The 15,123-nt window shown below is 45.1% G+C and carries 11 protein-coding genes and 1 tRNA gene; 5 read left to right on the top strand and 7 right to left on the bottom strand.

Translation table 11 applies throughout. From position 1 onward, the window contains the following. The 4 genes from RH46_RS00765 to RH46_RS00750 form a co-directional block, all read right to left on the bottom strand. A partial coding sequence (locus RH46_RS00765) for a LysR family transcriptional regulator (protein WP_006877474.1) occupies positions 1 to 779 on the bottom strand: 779 nt, incomplete at its 3' end. A gap of 158 nt (positions 780 to 937) precedes the next feature. Further along, positions 938 to 1,014: transfer RNA gene (locus RH46_RS00760), tRNA-Pro, on the bottom strand. Positions 1,015 to 1,068: 54 nt separating this feature from the next. Next, positions 1,069 to 2,874 carry a DUF3413 domain-containing protein gene (locus RH46_RS00755; RefSeq protein ID WP_006877473.1) on the bottom strand — a complete coding sequence of 602 codons (1,806 nt, stop codon included), beginning with the start codon at positions 2,872 to 2,874 and terminating at the stop codon, positions 1,069 to 1,071. 28 nt (positions 2,875 to 2,902) lie between these two features. Next, the gene (locus RH46_RS00750) at positions 2,903 to 3,127 is read right to left on the bottom strand and encodes a YejL family protein (RefSeq protein ID WP_006877472.1); all 225 of its coding nucleotides are present in this window, start codon (positions 3,125 to 3,127) and stop codon (positions 2,903 to 2,905) included. Positions 3,128 to 3,211: 84 nt separating this feature from the next. Here RH46_RS00750 and yejK point away from each other — a divergent pair, with 84 nt between their 5' ends. The 3 genes from yejK to RH46_RS00735 all read left to right on the top strand — a co-directional run bounded on the left by yejK (position 3,212) and on the right by RH46_RS00735 (position 6,772). Next, on the top strand, positions 3,212 to 4,213 hold the full coding sequence (gene yejK, locus RH46_RS00745) for a nucleoid-associated protein YejK (protein WP_006877471.1): 1,002 nt from the start codon (positions 3,212 to 3,214) through the stop codon (positions 4,211 to 4,213). A 108-nt stretch (positions 4,214 to 4,321) separates the two neighbouring features. After that, complete coding sequence (locus RH46_RS00740; RefSeq protein ID WP_006877470.1) at positions 4,322 to 5,554, top strand: Hpt domain-containing protein; 1,233 nt, start codon at positions 4,322 to 4,324, stop codon at positions 5,552 to 5,554. A gap of 69 nt (positions 5,555 to 5,623) precedes the next feature. Then, positions 5,624 to 6,772 carry a hypothetical protein gene (locus RH46_RS00735; RefSeq protein WP_006877469.1) on the top strand — a complete coding sequence of 383 codons (1,149 nt, stop codon included), beginning with the start codon at positions 5,624 to 5,626 and terminating at the stop codon, positions 6,770 to 6,772. 64 nt (positions 6,773 to 6,836) lie between these two features. Here RH46_RS00735 and nhaC read toward each other — a convergent pair whose 3' ends face one another. Further along, complete coding sequence (nhaC, locus tag RH46_RS00730) at positions 6,837 to 8,279, bottom strand: Na+/H+ antiporter NhaC (protein WP_006877468.1); 1,443 nt, start codon at positions 8,277 to 8,279, stop codon at positions 6,837 to 6,839. 450 nt (positions 8,280 to 8,729) lie between these two features. On the opposite strand from nhaC, the gene asd reads away from it, so the two are divergent. Beyond that, the gene (asd, locus tag RH46_RS00725) at positions 8,730 to 9,845 is read left to right on the top strand and encodes an aspartate-semialdehyde dehydrogenase (protein WP_006877467.1); all 1,116 of its coding nucleotides are present in this window, start codon (positions 8,730 to 8,732) and stop codon (positions 9,843 to 9,845) included. Between the two features lie 232 nt (positions 9,846 to 10,077). Here asd and RH46_RS00720 read toward each other — a convergent pair whose 3' ends face one another. Together RH46_RS00720 and RH46_RS00715 are read right to left on the bottom strand one after the other, a co-directional pair. Continuing rightward, entirely contained in the window at positions 10,078 to 10,920 is an 843-nt protein-coding gene (locus RH46_RS00720; RefSeq protein ID WP_006877466.1) for an ion transporter, read from the bottom strand. 64 nt (positions 10,921 to 10,984) lie between these two features. Further along, positions 10,985 to 11,623 carry a YchE family NAAT transporter gene (locus RH46_RS00715; RefSeq protein WP_006877465.1) on the bottom strand — a complete coding sequence of 213 codons (639 nt, stop codon included), beginning with the start codon at positions 11,621 to 11,623 and terminating at the stop codon, positions 10,985 to 10,987. Positions 11,624 to 12,254: 631 nt separating this feature from the next. Here RH46_RS00715 and adhE point away from each other — a divergent pair. Then, positions 12,255 to 14,954, top strand: coding sequence for a bifunctional acetaldehyde-CoA/alcohol dehydrogenase (adhE, locus tag RH46_RS00710; protein WP_006877464.1), 2,700 nt, complete (start codon positions 12,255 to 12,257; stop codon positions 14,952 to 14,954). Positions 14,955 to 15,123: the final 169 nt, after the last annotated feature.

Genomic DNA, 15,123 nt, shown 5'->3' with positions numbered 1-15,123 from the left:
CTAAAGACTAACGGGCGCATCACGACGTTACCATGTTCGACTTGCATATGAGCAGTGAATGGGTCGGTGATCGCGATACCAACGCCTTCACTGACAAGTACTGCTGCGCTACTAGCAAGAGAAACTTCAATCTGTTCTATAGTGGAAAGATCGTAGCGGCGCAGAAGCGCGTCTATTCTTCGTTGGGTTGTATCGCGTTCATGACGGATTAAGACTTGCCCTGCGATATCATATAGGTCAATAACAGTGCGTCGTGCTAAATGAGAGGAGGCTGGTATCAAACAGACACATTCGCACTGCACTTTTTGCGCTTTAACACCGGCTAAGTGTTGATCAACAAAGGCAAACCCAATGTCGGTAGTTTGGCTTTGAATGCGATGTATCACCTCTTCTGAGCGATAGGTTTTAAAGCCAATTTTCATTTTGGACGATTGCTTAAGAAAAGTTGCAAGGGTGCGTGGTAAGAAAGCGTTCGACAGCAGTGGCATTGCTGCGATGTTTAGGCTGCCAAAATGGCGTGAACGAATCGAGCTTGCAGACTGAGTAAGCCCTGACACAGCATCAAAAACTTTTGCTACCTCTAAGTAAAATGCTTCACCTTCACTGCTCAGCTCTAAACGATTGCCCTTGCGTTGAAAAAGTTGAAATCCGATACGCTGTTCTAAGCCAGAAATTAAGCGACTAACCGCAGGTTGACTTAAGCTGAGACGCTCTGCGGCCGCGGTAACAGTTTGGCATTCTACGACGGCTTTGAACGCGTTAAGTTGAGTGAGCTTCATTTACTACATAATCCACTATTTCAATAATGCCGCCACCGTAGCAGGTATCTGCTTTGTATACTTTGATGGTGTTTTCATTATTAACTATTCACTTGCTAGCGGAACACTCTGGTATAAAACGCAAAAAGAGAGCCGAAGCTCTCTTTTTCTAGGTGTAATGGTCGGACTGACTGGATTTGAACCAGCGACCCCCGACACCCCATGACGGTGCGCTACCAAGCTGCGCTACAGTCCGATGCCAATAATTTAATCCGTAATGGATTAAGGGTCAATCCTCTAACAGTATGATTTAGTTACTCTTAGCGTAAAAACGTTGTAGTTCAGTCAGGCCTTGCATTAGTACTGGTAAGGTCGGGTTTTCATCTTTCAGACGCTGGTAATTAGCGTCGTACAGTTTGTAGTTACCGAACTTATCAATCACAGTGGTGTTTTTGGTGGTAATAAGAGCCAAATCGCGCGAATCACCCGCCAGAATCCAACGACGCTTGCGTTCATCGAACAGGTTACGTCCACTACTGAAATCAGTTGGGTTAGATGAAACACCAAGTAAGTCTTGTAGCAGGGTCACAGACATATCCAGATGACTGGTTCTGTGTTGGTATTGAGCAGCAACTTTACCTGGCCAGTGAATCACCATCGGCACCTGTAATTGGTAACGGCTGTAGTTAGAATTCGAACCCCAGCTGTTGGTCTTTGTTTCGTTGAACTCTGTCGCATGGTTTGAAGTAATGACGATCACGGTAGAGTCATCAAGCTCTAGTGCCTTTACTTGCTCAAGGAGCTGAGCCAACTCTTTATCAGCTGTCGCAACTGACTTCTGATAACCTGACTTCAGCTTATTGGCAGCTGTTTGTGCCTGGTCGTTGTCACTGTAGGCACTGAAGTTATCCACGGTAGTTAACTCAATGTAGCTGAACCAAGGCTTTTTACCCTGTTGTTTTGCCCAATCTGCCCAAGCGTCAATTGCCAGAGAGTCTGGTGATTGCTTGTCATTGAAAGCAATGCCTGTGAAGTTCATACCACGGAAGACAGTTTCACCATACAGAGGCTCATCGAAGTTATCGCCACTGAACAGACCAAATTGGTATTGTTTTTCGATTAGGGTATCGATCAGAATCGGTTTAGAGCCCTGAGCTTTAATACTGCTGGCATAGCTGCTTGGCAGGCCATAGAAAAGGCCGAAGATACCGAACGAGTCATTACTTGAACTGTAATGGTTGGTGAAGTTTTGGTTCTCTTGTGCAAATTGGTAAGCAGCAGGCATGTTCTCTTGAGTAAGAGCATCAGAGCGTAGGTTATTAACACTTACCACTAGAATATTAAGCGGGTTTGCACGACGGTCAAACTCGATCCTTTCTAGTGGGTAACGAACTAACTCGTTGCTGTCCTGACTTTGCTCTAAGCGCATTAAATACTCTTCGCGATCAAGCAGTCCGTGTCTCTCCATAAATGACTTAGCGGTCATCGGGTAAGAGAGAGGGAAGTTAGCGCGCTGAGCGGTAATCGGGTTGTAGAAATAGGCGTCTGCCCAAACATAAATCAGATGGCTTGAAATAAAGCTAACGAAAAACAGTGCCGCAATAGGGCGACCAACATGTTTATGGGACAGTTTACGCTGTTTGCGCCAGACCCATTCAGAGAGGGCAAGCTGCAATAAGAAAATCAGTGGCAGGACGATAAACAGATGTTGTAAGTCTACGGTGAGAGTAGAGCTTTCATCGCTAAATAACACTTCCCACACCACAGGTGTCAGGTGCAGGTTGATGGTTTGATAAGCCTGGGTATCGACCAGTAGCACCGTCAAACCGACGGTAGCAAAACAGACCGCCACTAAGCGGAATAGCTTACGTGACGGTATGATGAAGGTTAGCGGAAATAGAACCAGCAGGTACAAGGCAAATACCAGAAAGCCGAAATGACCTACCCAAGATACGGCGAGGTAGAATTGCCCTAATAGGGTTTCAGGCCAAGGTGACTGAGTGATATAACGGGTTCCGATCAGCATTGCTGCAATGATGTTGAAAAAGGCAAACCAATGCCCCCAACCCACTAACCGCGATACGCGTTCGCCGTATGTATTTCCGTTATCAACCATGTAAGTGTTCTATTATCCGTTATTGTTCTTAATGTTTTTTATCTTCTACAGAAGAAACAAGTGCCTCTGCGAATTTTTCAGCAATTGCTTTGCGTTGTGAAGCAGCAATATCCTGATTTAAGACATTGGTAGCGATATTACCAGCGATCATTAATGCAAGCTCCGGGCCAGCAGAATGTTTTTCAAGTACCGCGGCGATCTCTGTCAGGATTCGTTCAACTTGTTCGTCGCTGTATTTAGATGTAATCGGCATAAAGACTCTGTTGATGATAGTAAAGCGGCTTATGATAACCTACAATGCCACGCAACTGAAACCTACGCAGCGATAAATTTCATCATGAGTCTTCATCTTTCAAACGTTATCCTACATCAACTACAAAAAAACGATGCCGATGAACTGGTTGTTAACTTTCGAGCCGAGTCTCTCGCCAACGATACCTCTACAGAAAACCTGGTAGCTGAACTGCATCGAGTGTTTAACTCAAAAGCAGGAAAAGGCTTTGGTAATTTTAAATCAGACAGTGATTTTCAAGTCTGGTTGCAAGAGCTACGTCAGGGAAATCGAAATTTTTATGATTTCTCTCAGGAAAGTGCTAATCGTCTCAAAGATGAACTGTCAAAGTACCCGTTTGCCGATGAAGGTATTCTGGTCATCGCTGAGTATCAGTCATTAGCGACGGATTACTTGTTTGTAGCGATTATCCCATCAAATCAAAGCCTTAAAGTAACTGAAGGTTTGGACATTAGTGCTACCGATTATCTTGATCTGAGCAAGATGGATATTGCTGCACGTATTGATCTGACAAGTTATGAAACGGACAAAGAATCAAACCGTTACCTTGCTTACATCAAGGGCCGTGTTGGCCGTAAAGTGGCAGATTTTTTCCTCGACTTCCTTCAGGCGGAAGTCGGTTTGGACACCAAAGTGCAGAACCAGGTATTAATGCAGGCAGTTGAAGACTTCTGCGCAGACTCAAAACTGGAAAAAGACGAAGCACTAAGTTACAAGAAGCAGGTTGCTGACTACTGTAACGAACAGATTAAGTCTGGCGATGAAGTTCAGGTAAGAGAGCTCTCAGGTGAGCTTCCTCCATCTCAAGATGGCACGAGCTTTTTAGATTACACTCAAGAGCAGGGCTATGAATTGGAAGAGAGCTTCCCGGGTGACCGCGCTGCAGTACGTAAACTGACTAAGTATGTTGGTGCTGGTGGTGGTCTGAATGTCAGCTTTGATAGTCTGCTGCTTGGTGAGCGTATTTTCTACGATCCAGAGACAGATACTCTGACCATCAAAGGCACACCGCCAAACCTGCGTGATCAGCTGACTCGCAACAAATAAACGTTTTCAGAACAGGACTGACTGCACTATTTTGCCAGTTAGTCCTCCACTTCCGCCGGATAGTGTATATTCTTGTATTACAGGGAAATAATCTATTTAGGCGGGAGCATGGAAGGTAAGACGCTCAAACTTGGCTGGTTGCTGTTGTGTATATGGTTAATCTGTATTGCAACGCTTGCAAACAGCTACCGTTCGACCAATGCAACCAAAGAGCAGATATACGAGCTGGGTAGCAGCATTCAAGATTTACGCGAAACTTTCTCTTTCGATACGCCTTATCGTGTTCATATGGCGGACTCTCAAGCTCTCGATTTACAACTGATTTATGCTCTGCGCTTGCAGATTGACGCTCATTACCAAAAGAGTTGGTATCTGCCGGATGTTAATCAACTTCTCTTCACCACCGATCGTTTTATAGAACAAACCCAAATCTATCTGGATAATAACCTCGATTTGCTTAGCCTTGTCGAACAGGTGCGTGAAAAACGCGAGCGTTATACGGATAACCCATCGTTATCCTTACTCTATTATCGGATTAGTGCCAATGTCCTCGAAGCTATTTTTAGCGACCGCAACTCGAGCCCGAAAATTTATCGCGAGTTAGACCAGATTTACTCAGTCTCAAACGAGTTACCAAAAGAGGCTCGTCAAGATCTTCAGCAAGTTTTAGCCCAGATTTCGTCAGTGTTGGGTGGCTATGCTCAAGGACAATATGTGGTCGATAAGCTAATTTCTCATGACGTTTACGGGCAAATCGATTTGCAAAGAACGGAGTACAACCAACTGCTGATGAGGCATATCTGGCTTGGGCTACTGCTTACTTTGACTTTCATGCTTGGCCAGTTGTTGCTGATCGCTTTTACCCATCGGGCCAAATACACCAACACATCAGAAAGCTCTGAACCTGAAACAGAGCATGATGAGCCAGCGATGGTCACAGAGGTAGTGACTGACACTGAGCCGCTTAGTCCAGAAACACCGAAAGTAGAAGACCAAGAGCCGGAAATTGATTTCGATAAGATGCTCGACTCGTTAAATAACGATATGGAGTCGGTATGCATGCTATTAGAGGTGTTTATCGAAGACCATAACGATGACGCAGAGCGTATTACTCAGTTGTTGACCGATTCACCTGAAGAAGCGCAAAGGAAAGCTCACAGCTTAAAAGGGGTTGGGGGGAATCTGGGGGCAACCAAATTACGTGAAGCGGCAACTAAGGTCGAGGTGGCTATCAAAGAAGATATTACGTTAGTGCCACGTTTGCTCGAAGAGTTAAATTGGCGACTTGGTCGGGCAATCTCAGAAGCCAGACTTTTCCTAAAAGATCACAATAACAACTGAATTTGACGATATACTGACTTTCTCGCGCTAAGCTACTGCGCTTATTTTTTGCTACCTGAGGTTCAGTAAATGCGTCGCTCTTCCGTGTTTTGGTTGTTACTACTGTTGTTACCATTGAGTGGATGTTCGCTGTTAGAAGTAAAGCTTGATAGTCAAACAACGCCGTTAACGCAGCAAGAACTCAATATGAGACTGCTGACTCGTGAATATACTCAACAGTTCTTCTCTCAAGTTGAGCAGGCCGCAGACACGATTGCTGCCAATTACGATCCACAGGATAAGCTTAATCAATCTTATGTCTTACTGTGGAAAATCAACGCAGAAGAAGGGTTACAGCGAGCTGCATATCAGGTATCTCCTACAGCAGCCTTAATTGATAGCTGGGTGTTCACCGAGCAGATGAACCAGTTCTTTAATTCTGGTGCAGGTAGCGAACTGTTTACGACTTCTGAAGCTAAGCAAGTCTCTCAAACGCTTGCTCAAGAGGTCGACAAACTCGCGAAATCTTTGCTTAAAGGCAGTAGCTACAAAGCAACCAAGCAGTTTGTTATCGACTTTGCAGCCCAGCATCCGTTTGAAGATTTAAGCTTTATTCGCACGCCAGCTTATCGTGCTTGGTTAGAAGCGAATCAAATCAGTGAAACAGAGGCAGTATCAACGTTAGGCACTATGCCTGAAGCTCTGGGTGATGTCTCAGACCGACTCAGTCTGGTATCAGAACAAACACCGAAACTGATGACCTGGAAAGCACAATTAATTGCCATGAACAGTAGTATCAGCGGTGAACAGCTGACTGCTACGCTGCAAAGTTTGCAGGCGACTTCAGAGTCATTTCAGGATTTTGTCGAGAACAACCCAGAGTATATGGAGAACTTAGCCGAGCAAATGGCACTTCAACTACAGCCATTGGTTAAGGATATTGATGCTCGTACTGCTGCGCGTCTTGACCAGTTGAGTCTTGAGCGTCAGGCACTAGAAGAGATGGTCGCTCGTGAACGTGCTGAGATAGCTTTGATTGTCAGTGCAGAACGTGAGAAGTTTACTCAGGATCTGGATAAGGTTTCGCAGGATGTATTGACGCTAGCGATGGACAAACTAGTGGAGTTGATTAAGAGCACTATTATTTACTTTGTGCTGTTTATTGTTGCGATTTTCTTTGCGCCACTAGGGTTGGGCTACCTGTTAGGTAAGCGCAGCGCCGTTAAGAAATCGGCATAATCTGCTGACGGGTGGATTAAAAAAAAGCGCCTCATTGGAGGCGCTTTTTTAGTATCTAAACGTCTTAAGCAGTTTGCTTAGTTAGCTCAGCTTGTTGCTCTTCAGATACCAATTCAGTTTCTGCAACGGGTTCGCATTTATCTACGAACCAACCCATGTAAGAAGTAATGATGGTTACGATGATACAAACGAAGCTTAGCCACATAAATGGCGCGTAAGACAAGGTTGCTACACCAAGAATACTCGCCATGTAGATACCGTTATCACTCCAAGGCACCATACCAGATGTTAGCGTGCCACCGAACTCGGCGTTACGAGAAAGGTTCTTACGTTTGTAGCCCAGACGGTCATAGTTTTTAGCACAGATTTTTGGCGTCAGAATCAGTGACACGTACATTGCCGAACCAAATACGTTACCCATAAATGCGGTACCAATGGTGCTGGTCGCCAATGAGCCAGCGCTCTGTACGCGGCGTTCAAACAGTTTAGCGATAGTCTCTAGCACGCCTACTTTATCCAGCAGACCACCAAAACCAAGACCAAACACGATTACTGCTACGGAACCTAGCATTGAAGACATACCGCCACGGTTTAGGATTGAGTCAATAAATGCGACGCCTGATTCAATTTCAAACGGTGCCCAGGCTGTGTTGAAAGCTTGCAGGAAGTCAACATCCTGAATCATCACGGCCCAGATAATACCCAGTAGTGAACCAAAACTGATTACTGGGAATGAAGGCATACGCATTGCTAACAGGCCAAGTACGATAACGACTGGAACAAATGAGTAAGGAGTGATGTAGAACTGCTGTTCCATTGCTTGAATCACAGACTGCACCTGTGACATATCAACGTTACCCGCATAGTGGAAACCGAAAGCAGTGAACATGATACCAGTGATGATGTAACTAATAAGCGCGACTGGCAGCATACCTTTGATATGTTCAACGACTTCAACGTTAGACATTGATGACGCCAGAATTACCGAGTCTGACAGTGGTGACATCTTATCGCCGAAGTAACAACCAGAAAGCACAGCACCTGCTGTAATTGGCGCTGGTACACCCAGACCCTGACCAATACCCATCATTGCAATACCAGCCGTGCCTGCAGCACCCCATGAGGTTCCCGTTGCAAGTGCGGTTAGTGAACAGATGATCATCGTGGCAAGAAGGAAGATAGAAGGGTGAATTGCTTTCAGACCATAGTAGATGATGGTAGGAACGATGCCGCCTGAAATCCACGTACCAACTAGTGCGCCAACTGCAAGTAGGATTAGCACCGCACCAAGACCGTTAGAGATACCGCCTAAAGCTGCCTTCTCAAGATCTTTGTACTGGTGCCCTAAACGAATGCCTAGCACCATAATGATGAACCAGCCAATGTATAGAGCAAGTTGGATAGGAAGATCTAATTTGGCAGTGAACGAAAATGCCATCAATAGAAACAGTCCAAGGGAGACGATAACCTGCATCAAGCTGGGCAGACGGGGGGTAAGTTGCGTCATACAGAGCCTCTTATAAGTGTTATGAGCAAGTGCAAATAGAAATCACGTCACTATTTGCCTTAAGAGTGTTAACTCCTTTTAGGTACGAATGGCACTTTACCGTAGTTGGAATAATATTTCGATAAAATGTCCATTCAATGTGATTTGTATCTGTAATGGTTGTTTTTTGTGGTTAAATATATGGTTAATAGTTAATTTTAATGATCTGAAATGTTTTTGGATGTAACCATTTTGTGGCACGTATTTTTCACTTTTGTTTTATGAAGCATTTGTTTTGTTTGCCAAAATAACAATCGAACAAAAAGGGAGCAAAATGCAGGTTTTGGACAGAAATGCATAACGAGGAGATAAAAGTTACAGATTTGGTGCAATTTTCCCTTGAGATTTTGCTGTGAAAATTGAATATTGGGGGTATCCCATTATTTAAATTGATTACACGGAGAGTTGAGAATGAGAGTAGGTTTAGTTGGTTGGCGTGGCATGGTTGGTTCAGTACTAATGCAGCGTATGGTTGAAGAGAAAGATTTTGACCTTATCGAACCTGTTTTTTACAGCACATCTCAAGTAGGTATTCCTGCACCAAACTTAGGTAAAGACGCAGGACTTCTTCAAGACGCATTTGATATTGAAAGCCTAAAGCAGCTAGACGCTGTTATTACCTGTCAGGGTGGCAGCTATACAGAAAAAGTATACCCAGCATTACGTCAAGCGGGCTGGAAGGGATACTGGATTGATGCGGCTTCAACTCTGCGTATGGCACAAGATTCAATCATTACACTGGATCCAGTTAACTTGACTCAGATTCAGCAGGGCATTCACGGTGGCACTAACACCTTTGTTGGTGGTAACTGTACAGTAAGTCTGATGCTAATGGGTCTGGGCGGCCTGTTCGAAAAAGGTCTGGTTGAATGGACTAGCGCAATGACGTATCAGGCAGCTTCAGGCGCTGGTGCACAAAACATGCGCGAACTGATCTCTCAAATGGGTGTAATCAACGATTCTGTTAGCAGCGAGCTGGCAAATCCATCAAGCTCAATTCTTGATATCGACAAGAAAGTTGCTGATACCATGCGCAGCGGCTCTTTCCCTACCGACAAGTTCGGCGTGCCGCTAGCAGGCTCACTAATCCCTTGGATTGACGTCAAACGTGATAACGGTCAGAGCAAGGAAGAGTGGAAAGCGGGTGTTGAAGCGAACAAGATCCTTGGCTTCCAGGATGCTCCCGTTCCTATCGACGGCACTTGTGTACGTATCGGTGCGATGCGTTGTCACTCTCAGGCTCTAACGATCAAGCTTAAGCAAAACGTTCCTATGGACGAAATCGAAGAGATGATCGCTACTCACAACGATTGGGTAAAAGTGATTCCAAACGATCGTGATATCACTGCGCAAGAGCTAACACCGGCTAAGGTAACGGGTACTCTATCTATCCCAGTAGGTCGTCTGCGTAAGATGGCAATGGGTGACGATTTCCTAAACGCATTCACTGTTGGTGACCAGCTACTATGGGGTGCGGCAGAACCGCTACGTCGTACGCTGCGTATTATTCTGGCAGAGAAAGCTTAAGAGAGAACGGGCTTCGCCCTTCGAGATGTTAGAGCGCTGCGCTTCGAGAACGGACTTCGTCCTCCGAGAGGAGCTTGCGATGAGCGAGTCGAAAGCTGCAGGCAGCGCTTGCTGATATTTAAGTTTAATTACCTGAATTTAAAAGAAAAGGGTTGGCACTGTGTGTCAACCCTTCAAAATTTTCTCGCTTCTCGCTTCTCGCTTCTCGCTTCTCGCTTCTCGCTTCTCGCTTCTATTCTTCCCCACTCACCACTCTATTATCCGGGTCCGCCAGCTCACTGCCACAATGTTTGCAATGCATGGCATCTGAATCATGGCCAGAGCGATTACAGTTAGGACATTTGACTAATTGCTTATGGGCGTTCATCTCACTGCTCAGTTCTGCGGTGATGATCCCGGTTGGAACCGCTAAGATAGAGTAACCAAGTAGCATGGTTAACGAAGCGATCGCTTTACCTATATGTGTTTGTGGCACCATGTCTCCGTACCCGACAGTGGTGATGGTTACAATCGCCCAGTAAATACTCTTCGGAATACTTGTGAAGCCATTGTCTGGCCCTTCAATAACAAAGATCAGTGCACCAAAGATAGTGACTAAAATGCCAACCGTACTAAAGAAGATGATGATCTTACGGCGAGCCATCAGCAGAGAACGTAAAAGGATGTTCGAGTCTTGCAGGTAGCGGACCAGCTTGAGGATACGGAAAATACGCATGACACGTAACAGTCGCACCACGCCCATAAATGACGCACCTGGGAAAAAGATAGCCAGATAAGTGGGTAAGATCGCCAGTAGGTCAACGACACCATAAAAGCTGGTGGCGTATGAGCTTGGCTTAGGGGAACAATAGAGCCTCAGCAGATATTCTATGGTGAACAGCGCAGTAAATGTGTATTCGATGTAGCGTAGCTCTTGTGACCACTCTGTCATCACATTTGGCAGAGACTCGAGGATCAGAACCACCAGTGAAGCGATGATGGCAAAAATTAACGCGATATCGAAGGCACGTCCGGCACGAGTATGAGTACCGAAAATAATCACATAGAGATGATGCTTAAGAGGCTTGCGAGGCATGATGTTGCACTGTCATGGTTATACACGAATTGAATAGGCAACATCATACCAGAAGAAGGTCAGGTTAGGCTAAACCTGGGAATAGGTTACGCAGCCCGTTGGCGATGAATTCGATACCAAGTGCACCGAGGATCAGGCCCATAATACGGGTGATTACGTTAATCCCGGTTTGACCAAGGAAGCGAACAATCAGCGGCGCTGAGCGGAACAGCAACCAGGTACACAAACAGAACAGCACGATTGTCACTATGATACCAACAGTATCCAGCATCGCAGGGTAGCGAGAGCCGTAAACAATGGTTGAACTGATAGCACCCGGGCCCGCCATAAGTGGCATTGCTAGTGGCACCACGCCAATTTGCTCGCGGCTGACGTACTCAGTTTTCTCCTGTTTATTCTGCTTATCTTCACCCAGCTTACCGCTCATCATCGAGAATGCGATGCTCAGTAGTAGCAGACCACCCGCTACACGGAACGAATCAAGTGAGATGCTAAACATATCTAATAGCATCTGTCCCGCTAACAAAGAGACAACCAGAATAATAGCGACAGCGATATTAGCCGTCACAGCAGTCTTGTGTTTCTCTTCCTGAGTCATATGCCCAGTTAAAGAGACAAACACAGGCATGATGCCGACAGGGTTGACTGCCGCCACTAAGCCAAGGAAAAACTGCAAAAATATAGCGATTTCGAACGTTTGCATTCGCGTGCCTACAAGTAATAAACAGAGGGAACAGATTATTTGCGGAATATAGTCGAAAAGATGTTCAGCGACGAATGAAAAAAACTAAAGCTGAAACTCTTTCATTACTGAGAAAATCTTATTATTGAAAAAAACGTAAATACAAATGACATACTTTGTTACGTAGAATGGGTGTGCCAAGAGGGAAGGATTTATACAAACGTTAACAATTGCACATTTTCGATAAAATTTAAGTCCAATTGTAGAGAGAAATAGTTCTCAGATATACTCTCAGTAGCACAAGGTTTGTGGACTACATGTAAGTTTGTGGTCAAAAAATGTAAACTTTTTTACAAGATGTGGCGTCTTTTTTTGAAAGGTAAGTTTGATTGCTCTATTTTTGTCCAATCGTAAAATGTGATCTAAATTGTTATTTATCATTCACTTACGCTTGGTTTTGAGATTGATGTACCACTTATTGGGTAAATAGTTTTTCATAACTGATCTGGGTCAATTTTTTTCATAACCTGAAATAATATACTCAGCCATGAAAGCAATTTACTAAGAAGCCTGTTCTGAAGACGAAACAAAAACACGGAACAGCACTCTTAATAAAAAGTTTTTAATATTTGCTAATTTTAGGAGAATCCCTATGCCTGTAACTAATATGGCTGAACTAGATGCAATGATTGCTCGCGTTAAGAAAGCGCAAGAAGAGTTCGCTACTTACTCTCAAGAGCAGGTAGACAAAATCTTCCGCGCTGCGTCTCTTGCAGCTAACCAAGCTCGTATCCCGCTAGCTCAACAAGCGGTTGAAGAATCTGGTATGGGTATTGTTGAAGATAAAGTAATCAAGAACCACTTCGCTTCTGAGTTTATCTACAACAAATACAAAGACGAACAAACTTGTGGCATCCTTGAAGAGGATGACAACCTAGGTACTATGACTATCGCTGAGCCAGTAGGCATCATCTGCGGTATCGTACCAACTACTAACCCTACTTCTACTGCAATCTTCAAATCTCTAATCTCTCTGAAGACTCGTAACGGTATCATCTTCTCGCCACACCCACGTGCGAAGAACTCTACTAACGACGCAGCTAAACTTGTTCTAGATGCAGCAGTAGCAGCAGGTGCTCCAAAAGACATCATCGGTTGGATTGACCAGCCATCTGTAGAGCTTTCTAATGCTCTAATGAAGCACGATGACATCGCTCTTATCCTTGCAACTGGTGGTCCAGGCATGGTTAAAGCAGCTTACTCTTCTGGTAAGCCAGCAATCGGTGTTGGTGCAGGTAACGTTCCTGTAGTTATCGACGAAACAGCTGACATCAAACGTGCAGTGGCTTCTATCCTAATGTCTAAGACTTTCGATAACGGCGTAGTATGTGCTTCTGAGCAGGCTGCAATCGTAGTTGACGAAGTATACGACGAAGTTAAAGAGCGTTTCGCTTCTCACAAAGCTTACGTACTAAGCAAAGCTGAAGCAGAGAAAGTTCGTAAAGTTCTTCTTATCGACGGCGCGCTAAACGCGAAAATCGTTGGTCAGCCAGCTCCAGCAATCGCTGAAATGGCAGGCGTTAAAGTTCCAGCAGACACTAAAGTTCTTGTTGGTGAAGGTCTGGGTAAAGTATCTTACGACGACGCATTTGCTCACGAGAAACTATCTCCAACTCTAGGTCTGTTCCGTGCTGACAACTTCGAAGACGCAGTTGCTCAGGCTGTAACTATGGTTGAGATCGGTGGTATCGGTCACACGTCTGGTCTGTACACTAACCAAGACGTTAACGCAGACCGCATCCGTTACTTCGGTGACAAGATGAAGACTGCTCGTATCCTAATCAACATCCCTACTACTCACGGTGGTATCGGTGACCTGTACAACTTCAACGTTGCACCTTCTCTAACTCTAGGTTGTGGTTCATGGGGTGGTAACTCTATCTCTGAGAACGTAGGTCCTAAGCACCTAATCAACAAGAAAACTGTAGCGAAGCGAGCTGAAAACATGTTGTGGCACAAACTACCTAAGTCTATCTACTTCCGTCGTGGTAGCCTTCCAATCGCACTTAGCGACCTAGAAGGTAAGAAACGCGCATTCCTAGTAACTGACCGTTTCCTATTCAACAACGGTTACGCTGATGACGTAGTTAGCCTGCTTAAAGCTCAAGGCATGGAAGTTCAAACGTTCTTCGACGTAGAAGCGGATCCAACTCTATCTGTAGTAGAGAAAGGTGCTGAAGCAATGAAGAGCTTCCAACCAGACACTATCATCGCTCTAGGTGGTGGTTCTCCGATGGATGCTGCGAAAATCATGTGGGTAATGTACGAGCACCCAGAAACTCACTTTGAAGAACTAGCAATGCGCTTTATGGATATCCGTAAACGTATCTACAAGTTCCCTAAAATGGGTAAGAAAGCTGAGCTTGTATGTATCACTACAACTTCAGGTACTGGTTCAGAAGTTACTCCATTCGCAGTTGTTACTGACGACAAGACTGGTGCTAAGTACCCACTAGCTGACTACGAAATCACGCCAAACATGGCTATCGTTGATGCTAACCTGGTTATGAACATGCCTAAGTCTCTAACAGCGTTCGGTGGTTACGATGCAGTAACTCACGCTCTGGAAGCTTACGTATCTGTTCTGGCGAACGAATACTCTGACGGTCAGGCTCTACAAGCACTTAAGATGCTAAAAGAGTACCTACCATCAAGCTACGCGAACGGTGCAAACGACCCAATCGCTCGTGAGAAAGTACACAACGCAGCAACTATCGCTGGTGTAGCATTCGCGAACGCATTCCTAGGTGTTTGTCACTCTATGGCGCACAAGATTGGTGCTGAGTTCCACCTACCACACGGTCTGGCGAACGCACTACTAATCTCTAACGTGGTACGTTACAACGCGAACGACAACCCAACTAAGCAAACTGCGTTCTCTCAATACGACCGTCCACAAGCACGTCGTCGTTACGCTGAAGTTGCTGACCACCTAGGCCTAAGCCAAGAAGGTGACCGTACTGCTCAGAAGATTGAACGTCTACTAGCATGGTTGGATGAACTGAAAGCTAACCTAGACATCCCAATGTCTATCCAGGCTGCAGGTGTTTCTGAAGCTGACTTCGTAGCGAAACTAGACGAGCTAGCTGTTGAAGCGTTCGATGACCAGTGTACAGGTGCTAACCCACGTTACCCACTAATCGCTGAGCTTAAAGAAGTTCTACTAGCTTCTTACTACGGTAAAGCGTTCGTTGAAGGTGAAACTTTCGAAGGTACTACAGTAATCAAAAAGAAAGCTGACCAAGTAGCGAAAGAAGCGCCTAAAGCGAAAAAAGCAAAAGCTGAAGCGTAATAAGTAAGATTCAATTTGAGATAGGTTTTCGCTAGCACGAAACCTACTTATCGGGAAAAGAACAAGCCCCAGTCGAGAGACTGGGGCTTTTTTTTGAGATGCGAGAGGTGAGAACGCCGCGCTGCGAGAACGGGCTGCGCCCTACGAGATGTTAGAACGCTTCGCTTCG

Origin of the sequence: Vibrio brasiliensis LMG 20546 (assembly GCF_000189255.1) — a bacterium.
GTDB classification, from domain to species: Bacteria; Pseudomonadota; Gammaproteobacteria; order Enterobacterales; family Vibrionaceae; genus Vibrio; species Vibrio brasiliensis.
Note: the sequence above shows the minus strand (reverse complement) of the source record. Positions and strands in the feature narration are given on the sequence as shown.

What these genes read in the sequence shown, in the direction of transcription:
- RH46_RS00755 (WP_006877473.1), bottom strand. Translation starts at nt 2,874, where the DNA reads ATGGTTGATAACGGAAATACATACGGCGAACGCGTATCGCGGTTAGTG.
- RH46_RS00750 (WP_006877472.1), bottom strand. Translation starts at nt 3,127, where the DNA reads ATGCCGATTACATCTAAATACAGCGACGAACAAGTTGAACGAATCCTG.
- yejK (WP_006877471.1), top strand. Translation starts at nt 3,212, where the DNA reads ATGAGTCTTCATCTTTCAAACGTTATCCTACATCAACTACAAAAAAAC.
- RH46_RS00740 (WP_006877470.1), top strand. Translation starts at nt 4,322, where the DNA reads ATGGAAGGTAAGACGCTCAAACTTGGCTGGTTGCTGTTGTGTATATGG.
- RH46_RS00735 (WP_006877469.1), top strand. Translation starts at nt 5,624, where the DNA reads ATGCGTCGCTCTTCCGTGTTTTGGTTGTTACTACTGTTGTTACCATTG.
- nhaC (WP_006877468.1), bottom strand. Translation starts at nt 8,279, where the DNA reads ATGACGCAACTTACCCCCCGTCTGCCCAGCTTGATGCAGGTTATCGTC.
- asd (WP_006877467.1), top strand. Translation starts at nt 8,730, where the DNA reads ATGAGAGTAGGTTTAGTTGGTTGGCGTGGCATGGTTGGTTCAGTACTA.
- RH46_RS00720 (WP_006877466.1), bottom strand. Translation starts at nt 10,920, where the DNA reads ATGCCTCGCAAGCCTCTTAAGCATCATCTCTATGTGATTATTTTCGGT.
- RH46_RS00715 (WP_006877465.1), bottom strand. Translation starts at nt 11,623, where the DNA reads ATGCAAACGTTCGAAATCGCTATATTTTTGCAGTTTTTCCTTGGCTTA.
- adhE (WP_006877464.1), top strand. Translation starts at nt 12,255, where the DNA reads ATGCCTGTAACTAATATGGCTGAACTAGATGCAATGATTGCTCGCGTT.